The following is a 21,312-nucleotide window of genomic DNA, read 5'->3' on the forward strand; positions in this document are numbered from 1 at the left end:
CAGGCTGACCTTGATGTCCCACCCCGACCGTTCCCATGAGGCAGGACCTCCAGCGGAGGCTGCAGCCATCCGCATGGCCGTGCTCCCCCAGCTTCGGCACTGGATTGCCGTGCCCGTCATCGCAGCAGTCCTGATTGTGGCAGGCGGACTGGCGCTGAGGTTCAGCCCGGCATTGACGTCAGCGGACATGTCCGTGGACGCCGAGCTGAGCCATGACCACACCGCACCCCTGACCGGCATGGCGATGTTCATCAATGTGGTGTTCAGCCCGGCTGGCGGGGTGCTGATGATCGCAGCCCTGTGCCTCTATCTGCTGCTGGTCCGCCGCAGCCCCGTCAACGCCGTCGCCACGGGCCTGGTTGCGGCCGGCGCCTGGGTGAGCAGCGAATTGTTCAAGGTGCTGGTGGCCCGGCACCGCCCGGACTCGACAGCCCTGTACAACCCGCTCATCCCGGAGCCGGGAACGGACAGCTTCCCCAGCGGGCATGTGGCGCTGGCTTCCGCGCTGGCCATTGCCGTCTTCCTGCTGGCCCGCGGCACCAGGTGGCAGCGGCCGGCTGCCGTCCTCGGAATCGCCGTGGCGGTCCTCGTGGCCTTCTCCCGTGTTTACCTCGGCGTGCACTACCCCACCGACGTCACGGCATCCTTCCTTACCGCAGCTACCGGAGCCGCGTTCCTGACCGGCTTGTGGAACCGCTTTGGGCTGTCACTGCTGGCCCGGGTCCCCTTCCTGGCAAAGCTCGGCCCCGTCCCGGCCCCGCAAGGCTGACCAGCAGCCATGACGGGCTTCATCGACGGCCTCCTTAACGTCAGCCCGCTTGTGGCATATATTGCCGTCTTCTGCCTGGTCTTTGCCGAGGACGCATTGTTTGTGGGCTTCGTGGTTCCAGGTGAGACAGCGGCCGTCCTGGGTGGAGTAGTGGCCAGCCGCGGTGAAGTGCAGCTGGGCGCGATGATGGCCCTGGTGGTCGCTGCCGCCATCATCGGCGACAGCGTGGGCTACGAAGTGGGCAAACATCTGGGCACGCGCATCATGAAGGCAAGAATGCTGCGCCGCCATGCCGGGAGGTTGGAGAACGCGCAGGACTTCCTCCGCCGCAAGGGCGGTTCGGCAGTCTTCCTGGGCCGCTTCACCGCCTTTTTCCGGGCCGTCATGCCCGCCCTCGCGGGCACGTCCCGGATGCCCTATGGCCGGTTCCTTGCCTACAACGCGGTGGGCGGCATGGTGTGGGGCATCGGCTTCGTCCTGCTGGGTTTCCTCGCGGGCAACTCCTACGAAGCCGTTGCCCAGGCAGTGGGCCGGGATCTCGCCGTCGTCATAGCGATCGTGGCGGTGGCAGGGCTCATCATCTGGCACGTCCGGTCACGACGGCGGCGCGACCGGCGGCGTGCGGCCAGCCGGCGGCAGGACTAGGGAGAGCTTGACAGCAACTGTGACCAGTGCCATATTTAAGGCGTGAACCTGTCAGACAGCCGGACAGCAGGACAGCCTGCATTCCGCCCCCTTGCCCGGCTGAGCGCTGCCGAGGCGGTGTTCAACGCCATCCGTGAGGACATCGAGTCCGGCGCGCTTCCGGTGGGAAGCAAGCTCAGCTCGGAGGCAACCCTCTCGCGGCAGTACGGAGTCAGCCGATCGGTAATCCGGGAAGCCCTCCGCTCCTGCACCGCGCTGGGCCTCACGGTCACCAGGACCGGCAAGGGCACGTTCGTCATTGCCAGCAAGGTGGCCAACGACCTCATGCTGGGGCAATACTCGGCGCGGGACCTGACAGAAGCGCGTCCGCACATCGAGGTCCCGGCTGCAGGGCTGGCAGCGGAACGCCGCACTCCGGAGGAGCTCGACGTCCTCCGCGGGATCGTTGCCGCCATGGCCACGGAAACCGATCCGGAATCCTGGGTGGCCCTGGACTCCAGCTTCCACGCCGCGATCGCACGCGCCAGCGGCAACAAAGTGTTTGCCAGCGTCGTGGCTGACATCCGCGACGCTCTGGCGCACCAGTCCGAGACCCTGAACATGGTGGCAGACCGCCAGCATGCCTCCGATATTGAGCACCAGCAGATCCTCGCTGCCATCGAGGCCGGCTCGGCGGAAAACGCCCGCGCCGCCATGGCCCACCACCTGGAAGCCGTGGGCGTGGCCCTGGACTCCATCCTTAACAACTAGCCGTATCCAACCAAACCTTCCTAGGACTCCATGCCATCCCCCGTGTTTTCTGCTGCCCACACCGCTGCCCCGGCCCAGCTGGCCCTGCCGCAGCACGTCCCGCTGGTGGCCGCCACCCGTGACGGCCTGGTGGAAAGTGTCCACTACGGCTCAGCGATCGCCCTTGCGGCTGACGGTTCAGTGGCGGCAGCCGCTGGGGATCCCCAGACTCCCTTCTACCCCCGCTCTGCGCTCAAGCCCCTCCAGGCAGTCGCCCTGGTCCGCGCCGGCCTTGAACTCCCCGCAGACCTCCTGGCATTGGCCGCCGCAAGCCATTCGGGTGCCGCAGTCCACCGGGACGGCGCCCTGCGCATCCTGGAACTGCACGGACTCGGCCCCACCGACCTGGAAAACAGCACCGACCTTCCCTACGGCACTACCGAGCGTGAGGACTGGCTGCGGAACGGCGGAAACGCCACCCGGATCACCCAGAACTGCTCCGGGAAACACGCCGCCATGGCCGCCACCTGCGCCATCAACGGCTGGTCCGTGCAGGGCTACCTGGATCCCGCCCACCCGCTGCAGCAGCTCGTTGCGGAGACCGTCACCGACCTGACCGGCGAGGAGCCGGCCGCGGCGAGCACCGATGGCTGCGGGACCCCGTTGTTTGCCCTGAGCCTGCGCGGCATGGCCCGCGCCTTTGGCCGGATCGCCCAAGCGGCCGCGCACAATGACGCCTTGGATTCGGGAAGTGCGGAGGCCGCCGTCGGGCTGGCCATGCAGCAGCACCCGCACATGGTGGCCGGGGAAGGCCGCGACGTCACCGAACTGATGCGCCTGCTGCCCGGCGCCGTGGCCAAGGACGGTTTTGAGGGCGTGCAGCTGGTGGGCCTGGCCGACGGCAGCGCCGTGGGTGTAAAAATTTCCGACGGCGGCGACCGCGCCCGGATGCCCGCCACCGTCCGCCTGCTGGATGCGCTGGGCGTGGACATCGAACCGCTCACCGGTATCGCCACCGCACCCGTGCTGGGCGGCGGCCACCAGGTGGGCCGGCTGTTGGCCACCGATTTTCTTGCCCCTGTTTCCGCATAACCACCGTCCGAACCCGACAACGACGCCCCGTAAGGACCCCATGACCATCACCCAAACCACCGCAGACGTCCGGTCCGAGCACGACCTGCTCGGCGACCGCGACGTACCGGCCCACGCCTACTGGGGCGTGCACACGCTCCGCGCGGTAGAGAACTTCCCGATCACCGGCCAGAAGCTGTCCTCCAACATGCACCTGGTCCGCGGGCTTGCCGCCGTGAAACTGGCCGCCGCCCGCACCAACCGCGAGCTTGGCCTGCTGGACGCCGAACGCGCCGACGCCATCGAACAGGCATGCCAGGACGTCCTGGCCGGACGGCTTGCCGACCAGTTCGTGGTGGACGTGGTGCAGGGCGGTGCCGGGACGTCGTCGAACATGAACGCCAATGAGGTCATCGCCAACCGGGCGCTGGAAATCCTTGGCCACCCCAAGGGTGACTACGCGCGGCTGCACCCGAACGACCACGTCAACCTCAGCCAGTCCACCAATGACGTGTACCCCACGGCCGTGAAGCTGGGCACCATCTTCGCCGCGAGGGAGCTGCTGGCTGCACTCGAAGAACTCGAGGATGCCTGCGCTGCCAAGGCCATGGAATTCCGCACCGTGGTCAAGATGGGCCGCACCCAACTGCAGGACGCCGTCCCCATGACCCTGGGCCAGGAGTTCGGCAGCTACGCCGTCACCATCGGCGAGGACCGGCTGCGCCTGGCGGAGGCAGAGCTGCTGATCCACGAGATCAACCTCGGGGCCACCGCCATCGGCACCGGCCTGAATGCCCCGGCCGGTTACGCCGCAACGGCCTGCCGGCACCTTGCGGAGGTCACCGGACTGCCGCTGGTGACCGCCGTCGACCTCATTGAAGCCACCCAGGACGTGGGCGCTTTTGTGCACCTGTCCGGCGTGCTGAAGCGTGTGGCGGTCAAGCTGTCCAAGATCTGCAACGACCTCCGCCTGCTCTCCTCAGGCCCCCGCGCCGGCTTCGGCGAGATCAACCTGCCGGCCGTCCAGTCCGGATCGTCCATCATGCCCGGCAAGATCAACCCGGTCATCCCGGAAGTGGTCTCCCAGGTGGCCTACGAGGTGATCGGCAACGATGTCACCATCACCATGGCCGCCGAGGCCGGGCAGCTGCAGCTCAACGCCTTCGAACCGATCATCGTCCACAGCCTCCACAAGAGCATCTCCCACCTGGAAGCAGCATGCCGCACCCTTACGGCCCGCTGCATCCGTGGCATCACCGCCAACACCGAGCACCTGCGCCGCACCGTGGAGCAGTCAATCGGCCTGGTCACCGCATTGAATCCCCACCTCGGCTACGCCACCGCCACCGCCATCGCGCAGGAGGCGCTTGCCACCGGCAAGGGCGTGGCTGAACTGGTCCTGGAACACGGGCTCCTCACCGACGCCCAGCTCCAGGAACTCCTGAGCCCCGAACGCCTGGCAAACCTCAGCAAGTAGTCCCCACCTGCTCCGAAGGACACACCAATGACAAATACTCCCCTTCCCGACCACCTGATTGATGGTGGTCACGCGCATGCGTCCGAGACCTCCCTGCACGCGGAGGACAAGGGTTACCACAAGAACCTCAAGCCCCGGCAGATCCAGATGATCGCGATCGGCGGCGCGATCGGCACCGGCCTGTTCCTGGGCGCCGGCGGCCGGCTCAACGCCGCGGGCCCGTCCCTGGTCATCGCCTACGCGGTCTGCGGATTCTTCGCGTTCCTGATCCTGCGCGCCCTGGGCGAACTGGTCCTGCACCGGCCCTCCTCGGGCTCGTTCGTCTCCTACGCCCGCGAATTCTTCGGCGAAAAAGCCGCGTTCGTCTCCGGCTGGTTCTACTGGATCAACTGGGCCACCACCACCATCGTGGACATCACCGCCGCCGCCCTCTACATGCACTTCTTCGGCAACTACATCCCCTGGATGGCCGACGTCCCCCAGTGGGCCTGGGCACTGACCGCCCTCATCGTCGTCCTGGCCCTGAACCTGGTCTCGGTCAAGGTCTTCGGCGAAATGGAATTCTGGTTCGCCCTGATCAAGGTCGCCGCCCTGGTCGCGTTCCTCATCATCGGCACCTACTTCGTCATCTTCGGCACCCCCGTGGACGGCCAACAGGTCGGCATCAGCCTCCTGTCCGACAACGGCGGGATCTTCCCCAACGGCCTGCTGCCCATGATCATCCTCATGCAAGGCGTCCTGTTCGCCTACGCCTCCATCGAACTCGTCGGCACCGCCGCCGGCGAAACCGAAAACCCCGAAAAAATCATGCCCAAGGCCATCAACTCCGTGGTCTTCCGCATCGCCGTGTTCTACGTCGGCTCCGTGATCCTCCTGGCCCTGCTGCTGCCCTTCACCTCCTACCAAAAAGGCGTCAGCCCCTTCGTGACCTTCTTCGGCTCCATCGGCGTCCAGGGCGTAGACGTCATCATGAACCTCGTCGTCCTCACCGCCGCCCTGTCCTCCCTGAACGCCGGACTCTACTCCACCGGCCGGATCCTGCGCTCCATGTCCGTCAACGGCTCCGCACCCCGCTTCGCCTCCCGCATGAACAAAGCAGGCGTCCCCTACGGCGGCATCGCCATCACCGCCACCGTCTCCCTCCTCGGCGTCCCCCTGAACTACCTCGTCCCCGCCGAAGCCTTCGAAATCGTCCTGAACATCGCCTCCGTCGGCATCATCATGACCTGGGCCACCATCGTCCTGTGCCAAATCCAACTCAAACGCTGGGCCGACAAAGGCTGGGTCACCCGCCCCTCCTTCCGCATGTTCGGCGCCCCCTACACCGGCTACCTCTCCCTGCTCTTCCTCATCGGCGTCCTCATCATGGTCTTCATCGACTCACCCCTGACCATGCTCGTCACCGCCATCGCCTCCATCCTCATGGTCGCCGGCTGGTACGCCTGCCGCACCCGCATCCGCCAAATCGCCGAAACCCGCGACGGCTACACCGGCATGTCGCCGGTGGTTGCCAATGCCCCGGCGGAGACCTTCAAAAAGTAGCTGCCCTGAACGACGGCGGCACCCAGGTCCTGGAAATCCAGGAGCCGGGTGCCGCCGTCGGGCGTTTAATGCAGTGGCTCTTCTACTTTGACGGTTTGACCACCATGGCCGATCCGCCGCCGCGCCTGACCGGCTCGGCTGCCGCTAGTGTCCGGCCGTCCTCCAGGAATTCGATGGCGGTGGCCGCCCCGATCTCCGAGGCGGAGGAGAACGAGTCGCCCGATGGGGTCAGGGTGTGCCCGAAGCGCGACGTCAGTGCTGCGCCGTACTTGTCGATGAACGCCGGCTCAGCAGTGACGGCCTTGGTGTTCCGCTGTGAAGCACGGGGAGCGGCGATGGCGTCCGGGATGCTCATGCCCAGGTCGATGCGGTTGACCAGCGTCTGCAGCACCGTGGTGATGATGGTGGAGCCGCCCGGGGAGCCCAGGGCCAGGAACGGCTTGCCGTCCTCCAGCAGGATGGTGGGCGACATGGACGACCGCGGCCGCTTGCCCGGCTCGATCCGGTTGGGGTCGGCAGGGTCATAGACCGTGGAGAAGTCGGTCAGCTCGTTGTTGAGCAGGAACCCGCGGCCGGGAACCACCATGCCGGAGCCGCCGGTCTGTTCGATGGTCAGCGTGTACTCGACGACGTTGCCCCACTTGTCCGAGACGGTCATGTTGGTGGTGGAGATGTTTTCCGTATCCTTCTCATCCGCGAGCGCAGCCGGTTTGACCGGGCAGGTGCCGTCGTAGGAGGTGACATCGCCTGCGGTCTTCAAGGGCTTAATAGCCGCGTGCATGGGATCAAGCTCGCAGGCACGCTCCTTGCCGAAGATGGGATCGGTCAGCGCCTTGGTGGGCACCTTCACGAACGCGGGGTCCCCCACGTACTTGGCACGGTCCGCGAAAGCCAGGGCGCTGGCCTCCAGGTAGTGGTGCAGCACGGCGGGCTGGTCAGCCTTGAGGGACGGGACGTTGAACACGTCCAGGATGTTCAGCGACTCACCCACGGTGGTGCCGCCACTGCTGGAGGGTGCCATGCCGTAGACGTCATAGCCACGGTAGTTCACGTGGGTGGGGTCCTGGTCCAGGGCCTTGTAGTGCTCCAGGTCCTCCTCGGTCATGGAGCCTTTGGGCACAGGAAGCTTGGTGTCCGGAGACTTGGGCGGGTTCTGTACGGTCTTGGCGATCTCCTTGGCCAACGCTCCGTCGTAGAACGCGTCCATGCCCTTGTCTGCCAGCAGCCGGTAGGTGTCGGCGAGGTCAGGGTTCTTGAAGACCGAGCCCACCTCCGGGAGCTTCCCGTTATGCAGGTACAGGTCCATGGTTGAGGTGAAGCCTTCAAACCGTTTCTGGTTGTCCGCCGTCTGGCTCCGGAACGTCTCGTCCACCACGAACCCGCGGTCCGCCACCTCGATGGCGGGTTCGAGCGCCTTCTTCAGGCTGAACTTTCCCCAGCGCTCCAGCGCGCGCTCCCAGGTGGCAGGCGTCCCCGGAACACCCACCGAGACGCCACTGGTGACAAGCTCGGGAGTGAACGGGTAGGGCTTGCCGGTGGCCGGATCGATGAACGCATCATGGGTAATCCCCGCCGGAGCCGTCTCGCGGCCGTCAATGGTGCTGACCTTTCCGGACTTCGCGTCGTAGTAAACGAAATAACCGCCGCCGCCAATGCCGGCGCTGTAGGGTTCGGTGACGCCAAGGGTGGCCGCAGCAGCCACGGCGGCGTCCACCGCGTTGCCCCCGTGACGGAGGACGTCAATGGCCGCCGCTGAAGCTTCCGGGTCCACGGTGCTGACGGCACCGCCGTAACCGGTGGCGGTGGGATTCTTGTCCGTGTGCCGTTCATCGGCGCCCTGTTGGTTGGTGGCAAAAGCAGGACTGATGGCCCCGGTGGTAACGCTCATAGCCAGCGCTGCAGTAACAGCTGCGAGCCGGCCTCCATAATGTGGCATGGTGGCTCCTAATTGGGGATTTGAGTGATGTGGGCCACGCTACTCTTCGGGTAGGACACACTCAACGGCTCCGGAAAGGCAGAGTGCACCATGGCAGGATCCAAGCTCGCTGTGGTGGGCGCCGGGAGCGTCGGGACGTCGCTGGCGTACGCCGCACTGATCCGCGGCTCCGCCAGCAGTATCGCGTTGTACGACGTCAACACGCCCAAGGCGGAGGCGGAAGCACTGGATCTTGCCCACGGCAGCCAGTTCGCCGCGGCGTCGGCCACCGTCACCGGCGGCGGGGATATCGCCGTCACGGAAGGCGCCGACGTCGTGGTCATCACGGCCGGTGCCAAGCAGAACCCAGGCCAGAGCCGCCTTGACCTGGCGGGGACCAATGTTCGGATCCTCGAGCAGCTGATGCCGCCTCTGCTGGAACGTGCGCCGGATGCTGTCTATGTCCTGGTGACCAACCCCTGCGACGTCCTGACGGTGGCTGCCCAGCGCATCTCCGGGCTGCCACCGGAACGGATTTTCTCCTCCGGCACGGTGCTGGATACGTCCCGGCTGCGGTGGCTCCTGGCCCTGGAGGCCGGGGTTTCCGTTACCAGCGTCCACGCCAGCATGGTGGGAGAGCACGGGGACACGGAGTTCCCGTTGTGGTCCGGCGCCACGATCGGTCCGGTCCCCATCAGGGACTGGACGGTGGGCGGGAAGCGGATCTTCACGCCCGAATACCTCGCCGGCACCGCCCGTGAAGTGGTGCAGGCGGCCTACAAGGTCATCGCCGGCAAGGGGGCCACGAACTACGCCATCGGCCTGTCCGGTGCCCGCATTGTGGAGGCGCTGCTCCGGGACGACAACGCTGTCCTTCCGGTTTCCACTGTGCTGTCGGGGCTGTACGGGATTTCCGGCGTGGCGCTGTCCCTCCCCAGCGTGGTGGGAAGGGGCGGGGTGCACCGTGTCCTGGAAACGCCCATGGACGACGTCGAGCTGGCCGCCCTGCACCATTCCGCGGACACGCTGCGGAACACAATGGACATGCTGGGAGTTTGAGCAGCGGCACGTCATGCAACGCCACCGCAACCCCGCCCGGTGCCTGCTTCACATATGCTCACCTGAGATGTCCACGCTGGCTCGACCACGACTGGCTCAATGACGAACCAACAGGAGTAACGCATGACCAACTGGCGGATCAGGGATTTCCACTCGGCGGACCTGGACGGCATCCTGCACCTGTGGGAGACGCTCAAGGCCCACAACGTCGAACCCGTATACGCCCTGTCCGAGGTCCTGGCATCGTGCGAAAAAGACCATGCGGTGGTTGCGGTGCAGGGCGAGCAGGTGGTGGGCGCCGCCGTGGGGCGGGCCGCGCACGACCAAGGCTGGATCGTGTTCCTGGCCACCCTTCCCGAGTACCGCGGCAGGGGCATCGGCACCTCGCTGCTCGCCGCCGTCGAAAACCGGATGGCCCCGCACGGCCTGAACAAGCTCTCCGCCCTGATGCCTGAGTCCGAAACCCGCGTGGAGGCCTTCCTGGGCCGCGGCTTCGCACTCAAGAAGAACCTGCGCTACTTCGAGCGGACCATTCCCGTCCAGCGCCAGGAGCTCGGCGCCCTGGGCCAGCTGGGCGGCCGCGTCCTGGCCCGCGACCTTTGGGAAAACGTTGCCGGCATGCGCAGGGAAAAGGAACTGCTGGAACGGCGCCTGGTGCTGCCGCTCGCCCAGGCGGACCTGGCCGATGAATTCGGCGTGGTGCCGCCGCGCGCCGTCGTCCTTTTCGGGCCTCCCGGCACCGGCAAGACCACCTTTGCCAAGGCCATCGCCTCCCGGCTGGAGTGGCCGTTCGTGGAGGTCTTCCCGTCCCGCCTGGCCGGCGACCCTCAGGGCCTGGCCGGCGCGCTGCGCGAGACCTTCCTGGAAATCGCGGAACTGGAGCACGCGGTGGTGTTCATCGACGAGGTGGAGGAGATCGCTTCCCAGCGCGCCGGTGATCCGCCGTCACCGCTGCAGGGGGTGACCAACGAGCTGCTGAAGATCATTCCCGCATTCCGGGAACAGCCCGGCAGGCTCCTGGTCTGCGCCACCAACTTCATCCGCGCCCTCGACTCGGCCTTCCTGCGCCACGGGCGGTTCGACTACGTCATCCCCATCGGGCTGCCGGACCGGCAGGCCCGGGAGGCGATGTGGCAGCGTTTCATCCCGGCGGCCGTGGTGGATGCCGTGGACGTGGAACTCCTGGTGGAACGTACCGAGGGCTTCTCCCCGGCCGACATCGAGTACGCGGCCCGCAGCGCCTCCCAGCGGGCGCTGGAAAAAGCCGTGTACGACGACGGCGGGCTGGCCTCCGGGGGCGGCGTTTCCGTCCGCGCCGCCGTCAGGAAAGGTCCCTCCACCCAGGACTACCTCGACGCCATTGGTGATACCCGCACCACCGTGAGCGCGGAGGTGCAGGCGGACTTCCTGGAGGACATCGAAGCGCTGGGACGGGTCTAGTCCCCGGCTGCCGCAGGACGCCTGCAGGGCACCGCATGCAGGGACCTTTGCCCCTTTGCCCGGTTCCGGGCGGACGCCAGAGTAGTGGTCATGGCAAGAATCCTGATCCCGTACGGAACTTCGGAAGGGCAAACGGCCCGCATCGCCGACTACATCTCTGATGTCCTGCAGGCCCACGGGCACCAGGCCGACACGTTGGACCTCAAGCACGCAGACCACGACCTGCCTGACGGCTATGACGGCGTCATAGTGGGTGCCTCCATCCATGCCGGGAAACACGAGGGCTACGTGGCCGATTTTGTCCGCCGGAACCGGTCCGGCCTGGAGCGCCTGCCGGCCGCCCTGTTCTCGGTCAGCCTCTCGGCGCACGCGGAGCCGGAAGAGGCGGAAAAGTACGTTGCGGAGTTCGAGGACAGCACCGGCTGGCATCCTGACAAGGTGGCGATGTTCGGCGGCGCCCTCCTCTACACCCAGTACGGATTCCTCAAGCGCATGATGATGAAGAAGATCGTCAGCGGCCAGGGCAGCCCGGATACGGACACCGGCCGCGACTACATCTACACGGAATGGGACGGGGTGCGGCGGTTCGCGGAGGAGTTCCTGGTCTACTTGGAGCGGGAGCCCGGGCCGGAATCGTAGCGGAGGTTCTCGTAGTCGGTGTCATCGGCCTCATCCAGCTGCGCGTCGAATTCCTCCAGCAGCCACGGATTGGCCCGAGCCAAAATCTTGCGGACCTCCTCCACCTCCACGGCTGCGTAAAGCACCGGCCTGGCGTCCCGGTACTTTGTCACCGGGGGCTTGTCCGGCCACTTCTCCGCCAGCGCCTGGACGCGTTCGGGCAGGGAGTGGTGCGCATTGTCGGCGATCTTGACCAGGGCGGCGTCATGGTCCCCGGCGATCTCACGGATGCCGGACTGGTAATCGTCGGGGTCGCTGTGCAGGCGGTTGGTGACGCGCTCGATGATGTCCACGGAGCGCTCGGGAACCCCCATGTCCAGCAGGGCCTGCCGTGTCATCGGTGTGTCCTCGGCGATGTCGTGGAGGTAACCCGCGATCCGGATCTCGTCGTCGAAGTCCGCCAGGGCATCCCCGACGGCAAGGACATGGTCCCGGTAGGGCCGCTTCAGCTTGTCCTTCTGCCGGTTGTGGGCAACCTCCGCGAGGACTTTGGCGGTCTCCACCGTGAACCTTGGCGTCCGGGCCTGGGCCGGAATGTGCTCGTCTGACATCTACCAAGCTTAGCCAGCGGCCGGGCGGTCCATCCCGGGCCACACCCAGGGTTCGCGGGGCAACCGTGCCGGGTCCAGGACCTGCAGTGCGTGGCCCAGCGTTCCGGCGGGTAATCCCAGGGACTCCAGCAGCAGGTTCCGCACCTCGTGGGCACCCACCCCGGCCTGGGCGAGGTCCGCCAGCGTGACCGCTCCATCGCGCTTTGCCAGCCTCACGCCGTCGCGGTTCACCACCAAGGGAACATGCACATATTCCGGGAGGGGAATATTTAGGAGCGAGGCGAGATAAGCCTGCCGGGGCGTTGAGGGGAGCAGGTCGTCGCCGCGGACCACCTGGTCTATGCCCTGCGCGGCATCATCCACCACGACGGCAAGGTTGTAGGCGGTTACCCCGTCATTCCTGCGAAGCACGAAGTCGTCCACAGCCCCGGTGAACTCGCCGTGCAGGACGTCCTGGACCGTGTATTCCCGCACATCCGCCCGCAGGCGGATGGCGGCCGGCCGCGTGGACCGCTTGTACTCCAGTTCCGCCCGGTCCAGGTTGCGGCATGTGCCGGGATAGGCACCCTGCGGAGCATGCGGGGCGGACGGCGCCTCCTGGATCTCGCGGCGGGTGCAGAAGCACTCGTACGTCAGGCCGGACTCTTCAAGCCGTGTGATCGCCGCGGCGTAGAGGGGCCCGCGGTCGGTTTGCCGGACCACATCGCCGTCCCAGGTGATGCCCACTGCCGCCAGATCGCGCAGCTGCACGGCCTCCGCTCCTGCGCGGGCGCGGTCCAGGTCCTCCACCCGCAGCAGGAAGCGGCGTCCGGTGGAGCGGGCGAAAAGCCAGGCGAGGATTGCGGTCCGCAGGTTTCCCACGTGCAGCTCACCGGACGGGCTGGGGGCGAAGCGGCCGGCGGAGGTCATGGATCAACCCTAAACGGAAGCACACAAGAGCCCCTCAGCTACCGATGACTCCGGTAGGCGGGCGTCGGTAGCTCAGGGGCTCTTGCCGTGTTTGCAGAATGAGCGTGGTGTGAACAAGCGTCAATCAGCGGCGGCTTCCTTGCGGGAAGCGGTGTCCAGGTGCCGGGTGGTGTGCCGGGGAAACTGTAGCCTGCGCGGACCAGCGGTAGCTTTTGTCCTTGTTGCCACTATTCCAGCAGAGAACATACAGTTGGGACAATTGGCCCAACTTGAGTTGATCAGTTTGATCAATCCCAGAGGCCAGCAGCAACAGGAAGTGGTCAGATTGCAGGAACTGGACGCCACCGACCGGCGCATCCTGAATGCCCTGGACCAGGATCCGCGTGTCCCCATCATGGTGCTTGCCCAGCGGCTGGGCCTCGCGCGCGGAACCGTCCAGAGCCGGCTGGAGCGGATGACGGCATCCGGCGCCCTCCGCCCCAACAGCAGCCGGGTGCTTCCGGCGGCCCTGGGACGGGGCGTGGCCGCCGCGGTCAGCGCAGAGCTGGACCAGAGCCACCTGAACGAGGCTATCGCTGCCCTGCGTGAAATTCCCGAAGTCCTGGAGTGCCATGCGCCGGCCGGCGATACCGACCTCTTGATCCGCGTGGTGGCCAAGAGCCCCGACGACCTCTACCGGGTGTCGGAGGAGATCCGGCTCTGCCCGGGCATCGTCCGCACGTCCACCAGCATGTTCCTCCGCGAAGTCATCCCGTACCGGACCACCGGGCTCCTGGGGGACCAGGCCGAGTAGGCGGGGACCACAGGGGCACCACTCCCCATCGCCGCACGGAGGATGCCCCGTTAGGCTGGCACGGAAGAGCCAACAGCGGGGGAGCCAACAGGGGGCAGCATGGCGGGAAACTTTTACGGCGGCGATGTGGCCCAGCTGCGGCAACTCGCCAAGGACTTGGCTGCCGGCGCCAACCGGCTCAACGTCCTGGGGCAGCAGCTCAGCAGCAGCATTGGTTCCGGCCTGTGGAAAGGGCGCGACGGCGACAGGTTCCGCAGCGAGTGGACGTCATCGCACGCCAGGCTGCTGAGGTCGGCAACGGCAGGGCTGGAGTCGGCCGCCAGGACACTCCTCGCCAACGCGGACGAACAAGAGAAGGCCAGCACTGGTGGACCGGGAGGCCCCGGGTCGGGATGGTCCGGGTCGGGCGGATCCGCCCAGGACCTGACAGACAGACTGAATGCCATGACCCCGGCCGAGCGGCGCGCCTACCTGCTGAGCGACGGGTTCCGCCAGTGGGCCCAGGCGAACCCGGAGGCAGCCAAAACCGCCATGGACGCCGCGGCGGACTCCGGCCTGGTCAGCAAGAACTCCAAGGGCTACCAGGACTTCCTCAATTCCTACTGGAACCGGCAGGCGATGCTGGACATGGGCATTGATCCAGCCGACTGGGACACGTCAAAAGGTACGGAATACAACTGGGAGACCATCACCAAGGTCTACGACTTTTACGGCCAGGCCTACCTTGCCAACCCGGACCTGCAGTGGGCAGGCATGGCCAATATGATTGGCCCGTCCTTCGCCGGCGGATTCCGGGACATGGCCATGCTGCGGGATTTGGCTCAACAAATCACCGACAATCCAGCCTCGGACATCCCCCTTCCCGTCCTGGACCAGCTGGAACAGCTCGCAGGGATGACGGATGCGGAAATCCGCTTTTATGAAACCAGCATGCTGGACATGAACAAGGAAATCTTCCTGGACCAGGCGCGCCAGCACCAGGCGTATCTGAACGGCGGCATCGATGAGATCAACCGCCTTCGCGACTCCGGCGCCATCGACCAGGCCACGGCCAACGCGTGGGCGCAGATCGATTCGGGAGATCCCGACCAGGTCCGTGAAGGAAACACGGCCCTCCTGTACCGCGAGCAGAACGAAATTATCGCGGACGACTACGACAACATGCGCGGCCACCCTGGAGGGGAAGCCGTGACCTATATGGTGACGCTCGCCGGGGAACCCTCCATCCCGGGCGCCAAAAGCTACCCTGAGGTGTTTCCCTACAGTTTCAGCGTGGAAAGCCCCGGTCCCGAGAACATCCCCTTCACCAGCTGGGACAATCCCGCCCAGTTCCGCACCGACTTCACCACGGGCTTCCCCGACGGCAACATCGCCAACGCGGACCAGCGCTGGAACCTCATCCGGCAGGACACCCTCCCCGCTTACCAACATCTTCTGGCCACGGACCCGGACCGGGCGGCGCAGATCATCGGCTCCGACTTTGACGGCCGGGTGGACCAGTACCGTCCCACCAACAACATTCCCGGCATCATGGACCGGTTCCTTGACGGGTTCGACGCGGAGGTCACCCAGTGATTGCGCCCCGCCGACGCGCCGCACCCGGCGAACGGACCGCCGTCGTCATTGCCCTCGTTTCACTCCTTGTCCTGGCCGGCTGCAAAGCGCCAACTCCGGCCGATCCGACCACCGCCACTTCATCTTCTGCAGGGAGCCCCGTGAAAACCTCCGCTTTCTCCACCCTTGACGCCGCCGGCGTGGAAAGTATCCGCACCACCGGGACGGCCCGCCTGGATATGAGCTCGGGACGCCTGGAAAAGGACGCCGTCCGCGTCACCAAGGACAGTTACGGCCCCGAGATCAATACCCGGGGTTCGGGCAAGATCAGCCTCAGCATCCTGGCGCCCAACGGCGAAATAACCGCCGAAACGGACCGGATCCGTTTCAACACCACGGACCGGCGGACGGACTTCAGCGAGGTCACCTACTTCCTCACCGCCGGCTCACCTGACGAGTACTTTGAGTTGATCAGGGACGGCGTGCAGCGCTACGGGATAGCAGCGGAGCCGGCTGAAGAATGGATCAGCAGCACCCAGGCGGATCCTGCTTCCAAGAGCGATTTCTCCATCACGCCGGGAACAGGCACCGGACTGACGGTGAACTACGATCTCCGCTACGACGGCAGCAAGGACACGCAGGTGATCATCGTCCACATCCTGCCTGCCGACTGACTTGCGGACCGCGGGGACCTAGACGGGCGGACCCGCGTTGGACTTGAGGTTCTTCATGACCAGCGTTGACGTCAGCCGTTCAACGCCGGGCAGCGATGTGAGCTCGGTGTCGTAGAAGCGCTGGTACGCCGGCAGGTCCTCCGCTATGACCTTCAGCAGATAGTCCGGTGAACCAAACAGCCGCTGTGCCTCCACAATGTTCGGGTTGTCCGCCACCCGGTTCTCGAAAATCTCCATGGTGGGGCGGTCCACCTGGCGGAGCGTGACGAAAACGATCGCCTCGAACCCCAGGCCCACCGCCGCGGGGTCGATGTCTGCCTTGTACCCGCGGATCACCCCGGACCGCTCCAGGTCGCGCAGCCGCCGGTGGCAGGGAGCCACCGTCAGGCCCACCTTCGCTGCCAGCGCGGTGGCGGTCATGCGCCCGTCCTCCTGGAGGTGCCGCAAGATATTCCTGTCAATCTTGTCTATCACGCAATAAACATACTGCTGTCACCGCGGGGCGGGCGAAAACAGGACAGCACTTATGGCTGGATTCTCCCTATGGTTGCTCCTGAGAGCCTTTCGACAGGAGAAACCCGATGAACCCGCAGTTGTTCCTTGCCTTCCTGGTGGTTGCTGCAGCCCTGGCCTGCACGCCGGGGGTGGACTGGGCCTACACCATCGCGGCGGGCCTGCGGCAGCGCAGTTTCGTCCCCGCGGTTGCCGGGCTCTGCGGCGGATACGTCCTTCACACCGTCCTGCTGGTGGCCGGGCTGGCCGCCGTGCTGGCAGGCATGCGCGGGGTCCTGGGCTGGATTACCCTGGCCGGCGCGGGCTACCTGCTGTGGCTGGGGGTGGGAACCCTCCGGTCCTGGCGCGGCGCGAGCTTCAGCGCGGACGCGCCCGGCGCCGCCGGAATACAGGCCGCCGGAACACAGCTGCGCACCTTCCTGCAGGGGATGGGCACCAGCGGGATCAACCCCAAGGGCCTGCTCTTTTATGTGGCCCTCATACCGCAGTTCGTCAGCTCCGAGGCCTCCCTGCCCGTGCCGGTGCAGTCCGGGCTGCTGGGCATGACGTTCGTGGCACTGGCGGGCCTGGTTTACACGGTGGTGGCCCTGCTCTCGCGCTCCCTGCTGCAAAGCAGGCCCGGCGCCGCCCGGGCAGTAACGCTTGCCAGCGGCATCATCATGGTGGCACTGGGGGCCGTGCTGCTCGGCGAGCAGCTGGTGCCGTTCCTGGCCGGCCGCCCCCAGTAGCCGGTCCGGGTTCCTACTCTCCGCCGAGTTCCTTCCAGTCCTGCTCCCAGATCCGCCGCATCTCCTCATCCTTGCGGATGCGCGGCGGCGCCTCGAGTTCGCGCTGCGGTTCCGGGTCCCCGCGCCGGCGTCCCCAGTCGCGGGGATTCAGCGACCGCCGGCCCGATTCCAGCACGAGCAATGCCCGGTCCGTCAGCGCGTCGTTGCGGAGCACAAGGTGTGTCTTGCGGCGGCGCAAAACTTCGGCGATGGCCTGGTGCGCAGCCTCCAGCCGGCCTTCACGCCGCAGGGCACGGGCGCGGACCAGCAGCAGGGCAGCGGAGAGATCGTCCGCGTTCAGCAGCCCCTCCGTCCAGTCAATGACCGTGCGGCTTCGTCCCAGGGTGAGGGCCAGCGAGCAGCGCGCCAGGGCCATGGGAAGCGATGGCGGCAGCCCGCCCAGTGCGTCGAGCGCCGCTTCGGTGCGGCCCGTCTCGCGCAGCGCATGGGACAGGGCAAGGAACACCGATTCCTCGCTGAACAGCACGGGGATCTCCACCCGCTCGGCCAGTTCGATCCGGGTGACGATACGGGTGAGGTAGGTCGATGAGTAACGGTTGGCTTCGTCGTCATTGCGGGTGGCGAGCCCCCGTTGCAGGAGTTCCGACGCCCGCAGGTAGCCGCCGTGCTTGTACGCCAGGAGCCCGCCCATGAGGTAGCAGAGCCCCGCCCACCCGGGGTAGGCGCGCGCCAGGGTGATCAGGCGCTCCGGTTCGTGGCTGGTGAAGACGGCTTCATGAACCGCCTTGGCAGGCTTGGGCAGCAGCCGCTTGAGCCGCGGCACCTCGCCGTCGATGGAGAGCAGGGCAGGGTTGCGGCCGCCGAGGACGCCGGTCAGCAGGCCGCCCACTCCCCCGGCAAGGTCGTGGACAGGGGTGCGCAGCTGGGCCTGCCCGAACGGTGTGAGGTCGCGGTTGTCCCAGTAGATCGGTGCGGTCTCCCCGGCGCTCATCTTTCCATGCTAACCGGGAGGGATCTCCGGCTTCCCCGCCATGAACCATTCAGTAAAGGAGCGGGCACGGCCGGATCCATCAAACCTGATCACCCACAGATTGTCGTACGTGGGCCTGCCGCCCGAGTAGGTGGTGAGGCCCTGGACAAAGGCGGTGTCGCCGTCGCACCCCAGCAGTTCCCAGCTGAACGTCCAGTCGGTTGGCTCGTCACGTGCCGCCAGCCAGCCCTGGACGATCCCGTCCTGGCCGCGCCAGGGTTCGGGATCATGGGGACGCGTCTCGTAGAGCGCGTCCGGGGCAAACAGGTTGCGGATGTCATCGGCGCCGTTGCTGGTCCAGGCAGCCTGGTATTTTTCCATCCAGGCGTGGACATGGTCCCGGGCTGAAGCTGGCTGGGTCATACCTTGGTTGTACCCGGGCAGGGTCCGGGGCGCAATGGACTCAGCCGTTGGCGGCGGCGATCCACACACCAATGACCCAGGTGCTGGCGGCAAGGCAGGCCAGCCCGAACTCCGCGAGCATCCCCAGCCCGGTGGCCTTCAGCGCGGCCCAGCTGGACTTCGCCGCCGTCGAAAAATTCCGAGTCCGGAGGAACTCGCTGGCCAGCAGCCCGGCCGCGAAACCAACGAAGAGGCCCACCACAGGGATGATGAACATCCCCACCACGCCCGCCACGAGGGCCACCACAATGCTGCGGCTGGGAATGGCATGCTGCTTGAGCTTCCTGCCGGTGAGGACGGCACCCGCCGTCATCCCCGCGGCGACAAAGATCATGGCCACCGCAAATACGACCCACCCCGCAGACCCGGCGCCGCCCCAGATGGCCCACGCCAGCAGGCTCACGCCAATGAGGACGCTGCCTGGCAGGACGGGAATGATGGTGCCGGCCACCCCCACCAGGATCGCCAGGCCGCACAGGATGGTCACCACGGTTTCGGAGCTCATGGACTTCAGTCTAGGGCCGGCCCTTAACGCCCGACGGCGGTGCCTCCTTCGGGGAAGGAGGCACCGCCGTCGTGGTTTGTGTCGGAAAGGGGATTTACTCCGCTTCCACCGCCGCGGCGACGGCCGCGGTGACCGCCGGTGCCACGCGGGGATCCAGCGGGCTGGGGACGATGTAGTCGGCCGAGAGGTCCTCGGCGGCGAGCCCGGCGATGGCGCGCGCCGCTGCGAGCTTCATGGCCGGGGTGATGCGGCGGGCGCCGGCGTCGAGGGCACCGCGGAAGATGCCGGGGAACGCCAGGACGTTGTTGATCTGGTTGGGGAAGTCGCTGCGGCCGGTGGCCACCACGGCGGCGTACTTTACGGCCACCTCGGGCAGGACTTCGGGATCCGGGTTGGACAGGGCGAACACGATGGCGTCCTGGTTCATCGATGCCAGGTGCGCCTCGTCCAGCTTCGAGGAGGAGACGCCGATGAAGACGTCGGCACCGGCCAGCGCTTCAGCAGGTCCGCCGGTGATGCCGCGGGGGTTGCTGCGGCCGGCGAGGTCGGCCTTCTTGCTGTCGGGGCTGGCAGCGAGGTCGGCGCGGCCGCTGTTGATGACTCCGCGGGAGTCGAGCAGGACGACGTCGGTGATCCCGGCTGCGAGCAGGATTTCGGCGACGGCGATCCCCGCCGCGCCGGCGCCGGACACCACCACCTTCAGGCCCTCGAGGCCGCGGCCGGTCACCTTGGCGGCGTTGGTCAGCGCTGCCAGGGCCACGACGGCGGTTCCGTGCTGGTCGTCGTGCATGACCGGGCAGTCAAGGGCTTCGATCAGCTTTTCCTCGAGCTCGAAGCAGCGCGGGGCGGAGATGTCCTCAAGGTTCACGGCGCCGAAGCTGGGGCGCAGGCGGACCAGGGTTTCCACGATCTCGTCCACGTCCGTGGTGTTGAGGACCAGCGGGATGGAATCAAGGTCGCCGAAGGTCTTGAAGAGGGCGGACTTGCCTTCCATGACCGGCAGCGAGGCGCTGGCCCCGATGTTGCCCAGGCCCAGGACGGCAGTGCCGTCGCTGACCACGACCACCAGGCGCTCGGCCCAGGTCAGGGTGCGGGCCAGTTCGGGCTTGGCGTGGATGGCCCGGCTCACCTCGGCCACTCCGGGGGTGTAGGCGATGGACAGGTCCCGCTTGTTGGACAGCGGAACAGTGCTGGTGACGGAGAGCTTGCCGCCCTGGTGGGCCGTGAAGATTTCGTCTTCGGTCAAGGCCGTGGCTGCTGAATCGTCGGTGGCTGTGATTGCGTCAATGGACACGTCGTTGTCTCCTGGTGCTGGCCGTGGGCACACGGCACATCGGGAACCGGGCCCTCCCGGGCCCAGGCGTGGAAGGTAGTGCGACAGGAAACCCAAGGGTGGCGGGTCCGCGGGAACGCCGGGGATGTTTCCGCCCTGCCGCTCCTGTGCCCCAATGGTAGGCAGGCCCGAAAGGGCTGCCGGGTCCTGCTTGACACAGCTTTAGCCTGACAAAACGTTTATGCAGGACGTTTTGTGATCCAGATCACGGCATTATGGCGTATTTAATTGCCTTTTGGTCTAGACCAGTTACGCCGACCGGGACACTGTGAAGCCCGCCTCTGCCCCGGGGGACAGCCGACCGCACGCCTTTTTCAGGTCCTCCTCGGCTTCGAAGAGGGACAGTCGCCGGTTCCGGACGGACTGGACCAGACCAGTGACGGTCAGGAGGAGGACCCTGGCTCCCACGGCGTCGCCGCAGGCACCCGCAACGAGCTTTTCGCTGAGTGCATCAATCTCGCGCAGGAGTGCGGTAGTGTCCTTGTCCGGGTGGTACACGCCCCGGCTGAGGCATTGCTCCACCGCGGGCTGCATGACGCGCATGTGGAAGATTTCCATCAGCAGGCCGGACAGTGCCCGGCCCCGGAAGCGCGGCGACGAGCCCCGGGAACCGGCCTGCAGCTCGTCCAGCTGCTGCCGGTACAGCGCCAGCATCAGGTGAGTGGGGGACGGAAAGTAGCGGTAGAGGGTTCCCAGTGGCACGTCCGCTTTTTCTGCGACTTCGGAGAGTTCCACGGCGTCAAGACCCGTGCGGGCGAACCCTGCGGCGGTGTCCAGGATCCGCGTGTAGCGGAGGCGCTGGCGTGGAGCGGAAGGCCGGGCGGCCATGGGCGGATGGTCTGAAAAAGTCTCGGGCATCAGCATTCCGGGGTTGTGTCGTAGGGACTGCGGCCAGGAGCGCCCCCACTTCCGTACCGCCCTGCAGCCCGGTTCAACTATACGGCACAGGCGTGTGCCCTAATTAGTCAGCGGCCTTAGTTTCGGGCGCCGGCAGG

22 protein-coding genes are annotated in these 21,312 nt (G+C 66.6%); 13 read left to right on the forward strand and 9 right to left on the reverse strand.

Annotated elements, in window-relative coordinates; genetic code table 11:
• Positions 1–13 precede the first annotated feature (13 nt).
• From ACEN9K_RS00190 to ACEN9K_RS00215, 6 genes are read left to right on the forward strand one after another with little or no spacing between them, the layout of a single operon-like run.
• The gene (locus tag ACEN9K_RS00190; RefSeq protein WP_223993053.1) at positions 14–769 is read left to right on the forward strand and encodes a phosphatase PAP2 family protein; all 756 of its coding nucleotides are present in this window, start codon (positions 14–16) and stop codon (positions 767–769) included.
• Between the two features lie 9 nt (positions 770–778).
• The gene (locus ACEN9K_RS00195) at positions 779–1,414 is read left to right on the forward strand and encodes a DedA family protein (protein WP_495635006.1); all 636 of its coding nucleotides are present in this window, start codon (positions 779–781) and stop codon (positions 1,412–1,414) included.
• Between the two features lie 42 nt (positions 1,415–1,456).
• A complete protein-coding gene (locus tag ACEN9K_RS00200; protein WP_495635007.1) occupies positions 1,457–2,164 on the forward strand; it encodes a FadR/GntR family transcriptional regulator in 708 nt (235 codons plus the stop codon).
• A 30-nt stretch (positions 2,165–2,194) separates the two neighbouring features.
• The gene (locus ACEN9K_RS00205; RefSeq protein ID WP_495635008.1) at positions 2,195–3,235 is read left to right on the forward strand and encodes an asparaginase; all 1,041 of its coding nucleotides are present in this window, start codon (positions 2,195–2,197) and stop codon (positions 3,233–3,235) included.
• A gap of 40 nt (positions 3,236–3,275) precedes the next feature.
• Positions 3,276–4,691 (forward strand): aspartate ammonia-lyase, encoded by a 1,416-nt coding sequence (locus ACEN9K_RS00210; protein WP_056391096.1) that lies wholly within the window; start codon positions 3,276–3,278, stop codon positions 4,689–4,691.
• Positions 4,692–4,718: 27 nt separating this feature from the next.
• Positions 4,719–6,233, forward strand: a complete 1,515-nt coding sequence (locus tag ACEN9K_RS00215; RefSeq protein WP_134164919.1) for an amino acid permease — start codon at positions 4,719–4,721, stop codon at positions 6,231–6,233.
• 82 nt (positions 6,234–6,315) lie between these two features.
• Here the strand turns inward: ACEN9K_RS00215 and ggt are convergent, their stop codons facing one another.
• Entirely contained in the window at positions 6,316–8,169 is a 1,854-nt protein-coding gene (gene ggt, locus ACEN9K_RS00220) for a gamma-glutamyltransferase (RefSeq protein WP_495635009.1), read from the reverse strand.
• A gap of 90 nt (positions 8,170–8,259) precedes the next feature.
• On the opposite strand from ggt, the gene ACEN9K_RS00225 reads away from it, so the two are divergent.
• The 3 genes from ACEN9K_RS00225 to ACEN9K_RS00235 all read left to right on the forward strand — a co-directional run bounded on the left by ACEN9K_RS00225 (position 8,260) and on the right by ACEN9K_RS00235 (position 11,286).
• Positions 8,260–9,207 (forward strand): L-lactate dehydrogenase, encoded by a 948-nt coding sequence (locus ACEN9K_RS00225; protein WP_495635010.1) that lies wholly within the window; start codon positions 8,260–8,262, stop codon positions 9,205–9,207.
• Positions 9,208–9,330: 123 nt separating this feature from the next.
• Positions 9,331–10,647 carry an ATP-binding protein gene (locus ACEN9K_RS00230; protein ID WP_495635011.1) on the forward strand — a complete coding sequence of 439 codons (1,317 nt, stop codon included), beginning with the start codon at positions 9,331–9,333 and terminating at the stop codon, positions 10,645–10,647.
• Between the two features lie 90 nt (positions 10,648–10,737).
• Positions 10,738–11,286 carry a flavodoxin domain-containing protein gene (locus tag ACEN9K_RS00235; protein ID WP_495635012.1) on the forward strand — a complete coding sequence of 183 codons (549 nt, stop codon included), beginning with the start codon at positions 10,738–10,740 and terminating at the stop codon, positions 11,284–11,286.
• Here the strand turns inward: ACEN9K_RS00235 and ACEN9K_RS00240 are convergent.
• Together ACEN9K_RS00240 and gluQRS are read right to left on the reverse strand one after the other, a co-directional pair.
• Complete coding sequence (locus tag ACEN9K_RS00240; RefSeq protein ID WP_495635013.1) at positions 11,253–11,876, reverse strand: HD domain-containing protein; 624 nt, start codon at positions 11,874–11,876, stop codon at positions 11,253–11,255. The genes ACEN9K_RS00235 and ACEN9K_RS00240 overlap by 34 nt on opposite strands.
• 9 nt (positions 11,877–11,885) lie before the next feature.
• Positions 11,886–12,785: a tRNA glutamyl-Q(34) synthetase GluQRS gene (gene gluQRS / locus ACEN9K_RS00245; protein ID WP_495635014.1), complete on the reverse strand. Its 900-nt coding sequence runs from the start codon at positions 12,783–12,785 to the stop codon at positions 11,886–11,888.
• A 325-nt stretch (positions 12,786–13,110) separates the two neighbouring features.
• Between gluQRS and ACEN9K_RS00250 the strand changes: the two genes are divergently transcribed.
• The 3 genes from ACEN9K_RS00250 (at position 13,111) to ACEN9K_RS00260 (ending at position 15,806) form a co-directional block, all read left to right on the forward strand.
• Complete coding sequence (locus ACEN9K_RS00250) at positions 13,111–13,578, forward strand: Lrp/AsnC family transcriptional regulator (RefSeq protein WP_018769718.1); 468 nt, start codon at positions 13,111–13,113, stop codon at positions 13,576–13,578.
• A gap of 99 nt (positions 13,579–13,677) precedes the next feature.
• Positions 13,678–15,153 (forward strand): WXG100 family type VII secretion target, encoded by a 1,476-nt coding sequence (locus ACEN9K_RS00255; RefSeq protein ID WP_495635015.1) that lies wholly within the window; start codon positions 13,678–13,680, stop codon positions 15,151–15,153.
• Between the two features lie 140 nt (positions 15,154–15,293).
• Positions 15,294–15,806, forward strand: a complete 513-nt coding sequence (locus tag ACEN9K_RS00260) for a hypothetical protein (RefSeq protein ID WP_377204916.1) — start codon at positions 15,294–15,296, stop codon at positions 15,804–15,806.
• Between the two features lie 18 nt (positions 15,807–15,824).
• Here ACEN9K_RS00260 and ACEN9K_RS00265 read toward each other — a convergent pair whose 3' ends face one another.
• Positions 15,825–16,280 carry an Lrp/AsnC family transcriptional regulator gene (locus ACEN9K_RS00265; RefSeq protein WP_081620204.1) on the reverse strand — a complete coding sequence of 152 codons (456 nt, stop codon included), beginning with the start codon at positions 16,278–16,280 and terminating at the stop codon, positions 15,825–15,827.
• A gap of 107 nt (positions 16,281–16,387) precedes the next feature.
• Here ACEN9K_RS00265 and ACEN9K_RS00270 point away from each other — a divergent pair, with 107 nt between their 5' ends.
• Entirely contained in the window at positions 16,388–17,047 is a 660-nt protein-coding gene (locus tag ACEN9K_RS00270) for a LysE family translocator (protein WP_495635016.1), read from the forward strand.
• Between the two features lie 13 nt (positions 17,048–17,060).
• Here ACEN9K_RS00270 and ACEN9K_RS00275 read toward each other — a convergent pair whose 3' ends face one another.
• The 5 genes from ACEN9K_RS00275 to ACEN9K_RS00295 all read right to left on the reverse strand — a co-directional run bounded on the left by ACEN9K_RS00275 (position 17,061) and on the right by ACEN9K_RS00295 (position 21,175).
• Positions 17,061–18,038: a hypothetical protein gene (locus ACEN9K_RS00275; protein ID WP_478222682.1), complete on the reverse strand. Its 978-nt coding sequence runs from the start codon at positions 18,036–18,038 to the stop codon at positions 17,061–17,063.
• 9 nt (positions 18,039–18,047) lie between these two features.
• Positions 18,048–18,440, reverse strand: coding sequence for a nuclear transport factor 2 family protein (locus ACEN9K_RS00280; protein WP_134164907.1), 393 nt, complete (start codon positions 18,438–18,440; stop codon positions 18,048–18,050).
• A gap of 40 nt (positions 18,441–18,480) precedes the next feature.
• The gene (locus tag ACEN9K_RS00285) at positions 18,481–18,984 is read right to left on the reverse strand and encodes a DUF456 domain-containing protein (RefSeq protein WP_018769725.1); all 504 of its coding nucleotides are present in this window, start codon (positions 18,982–18,984) and stop codon (positions 18,481–18,483) included.
• Positions 18,985–19,078: 94 nt separating this feature from the next.
• Positions 19,079–20,278, reverse strand: coding sequence for an NAD(P)-dependent malic enzyme (locus ACEN9K_RS00290; protein ID WP_018769726.1), 1,200 nt, complete (start codon positions 20,276–20,278; stop codon positions 19,079–19,081).
• Positions 20,279–20,566: 288 nt separating this feature from the next.
• Positions 20,567–21,175, reverse strand: a complete 609-nt coding sequence (locus ACEN9K_RS00295; RefSeq protein ID WP_134164906.1) for a TetR/AcrR family transcriptional regulator — start codon at positions 21,173–21,175, stop codon at positions 20,567–20,569.
• Positions 21,176–21,312: the final 137 nt, after the last annotated feature.

The organism is Pseudarthrobacter sp. Pseusp20, assembly GCF_059492155.1.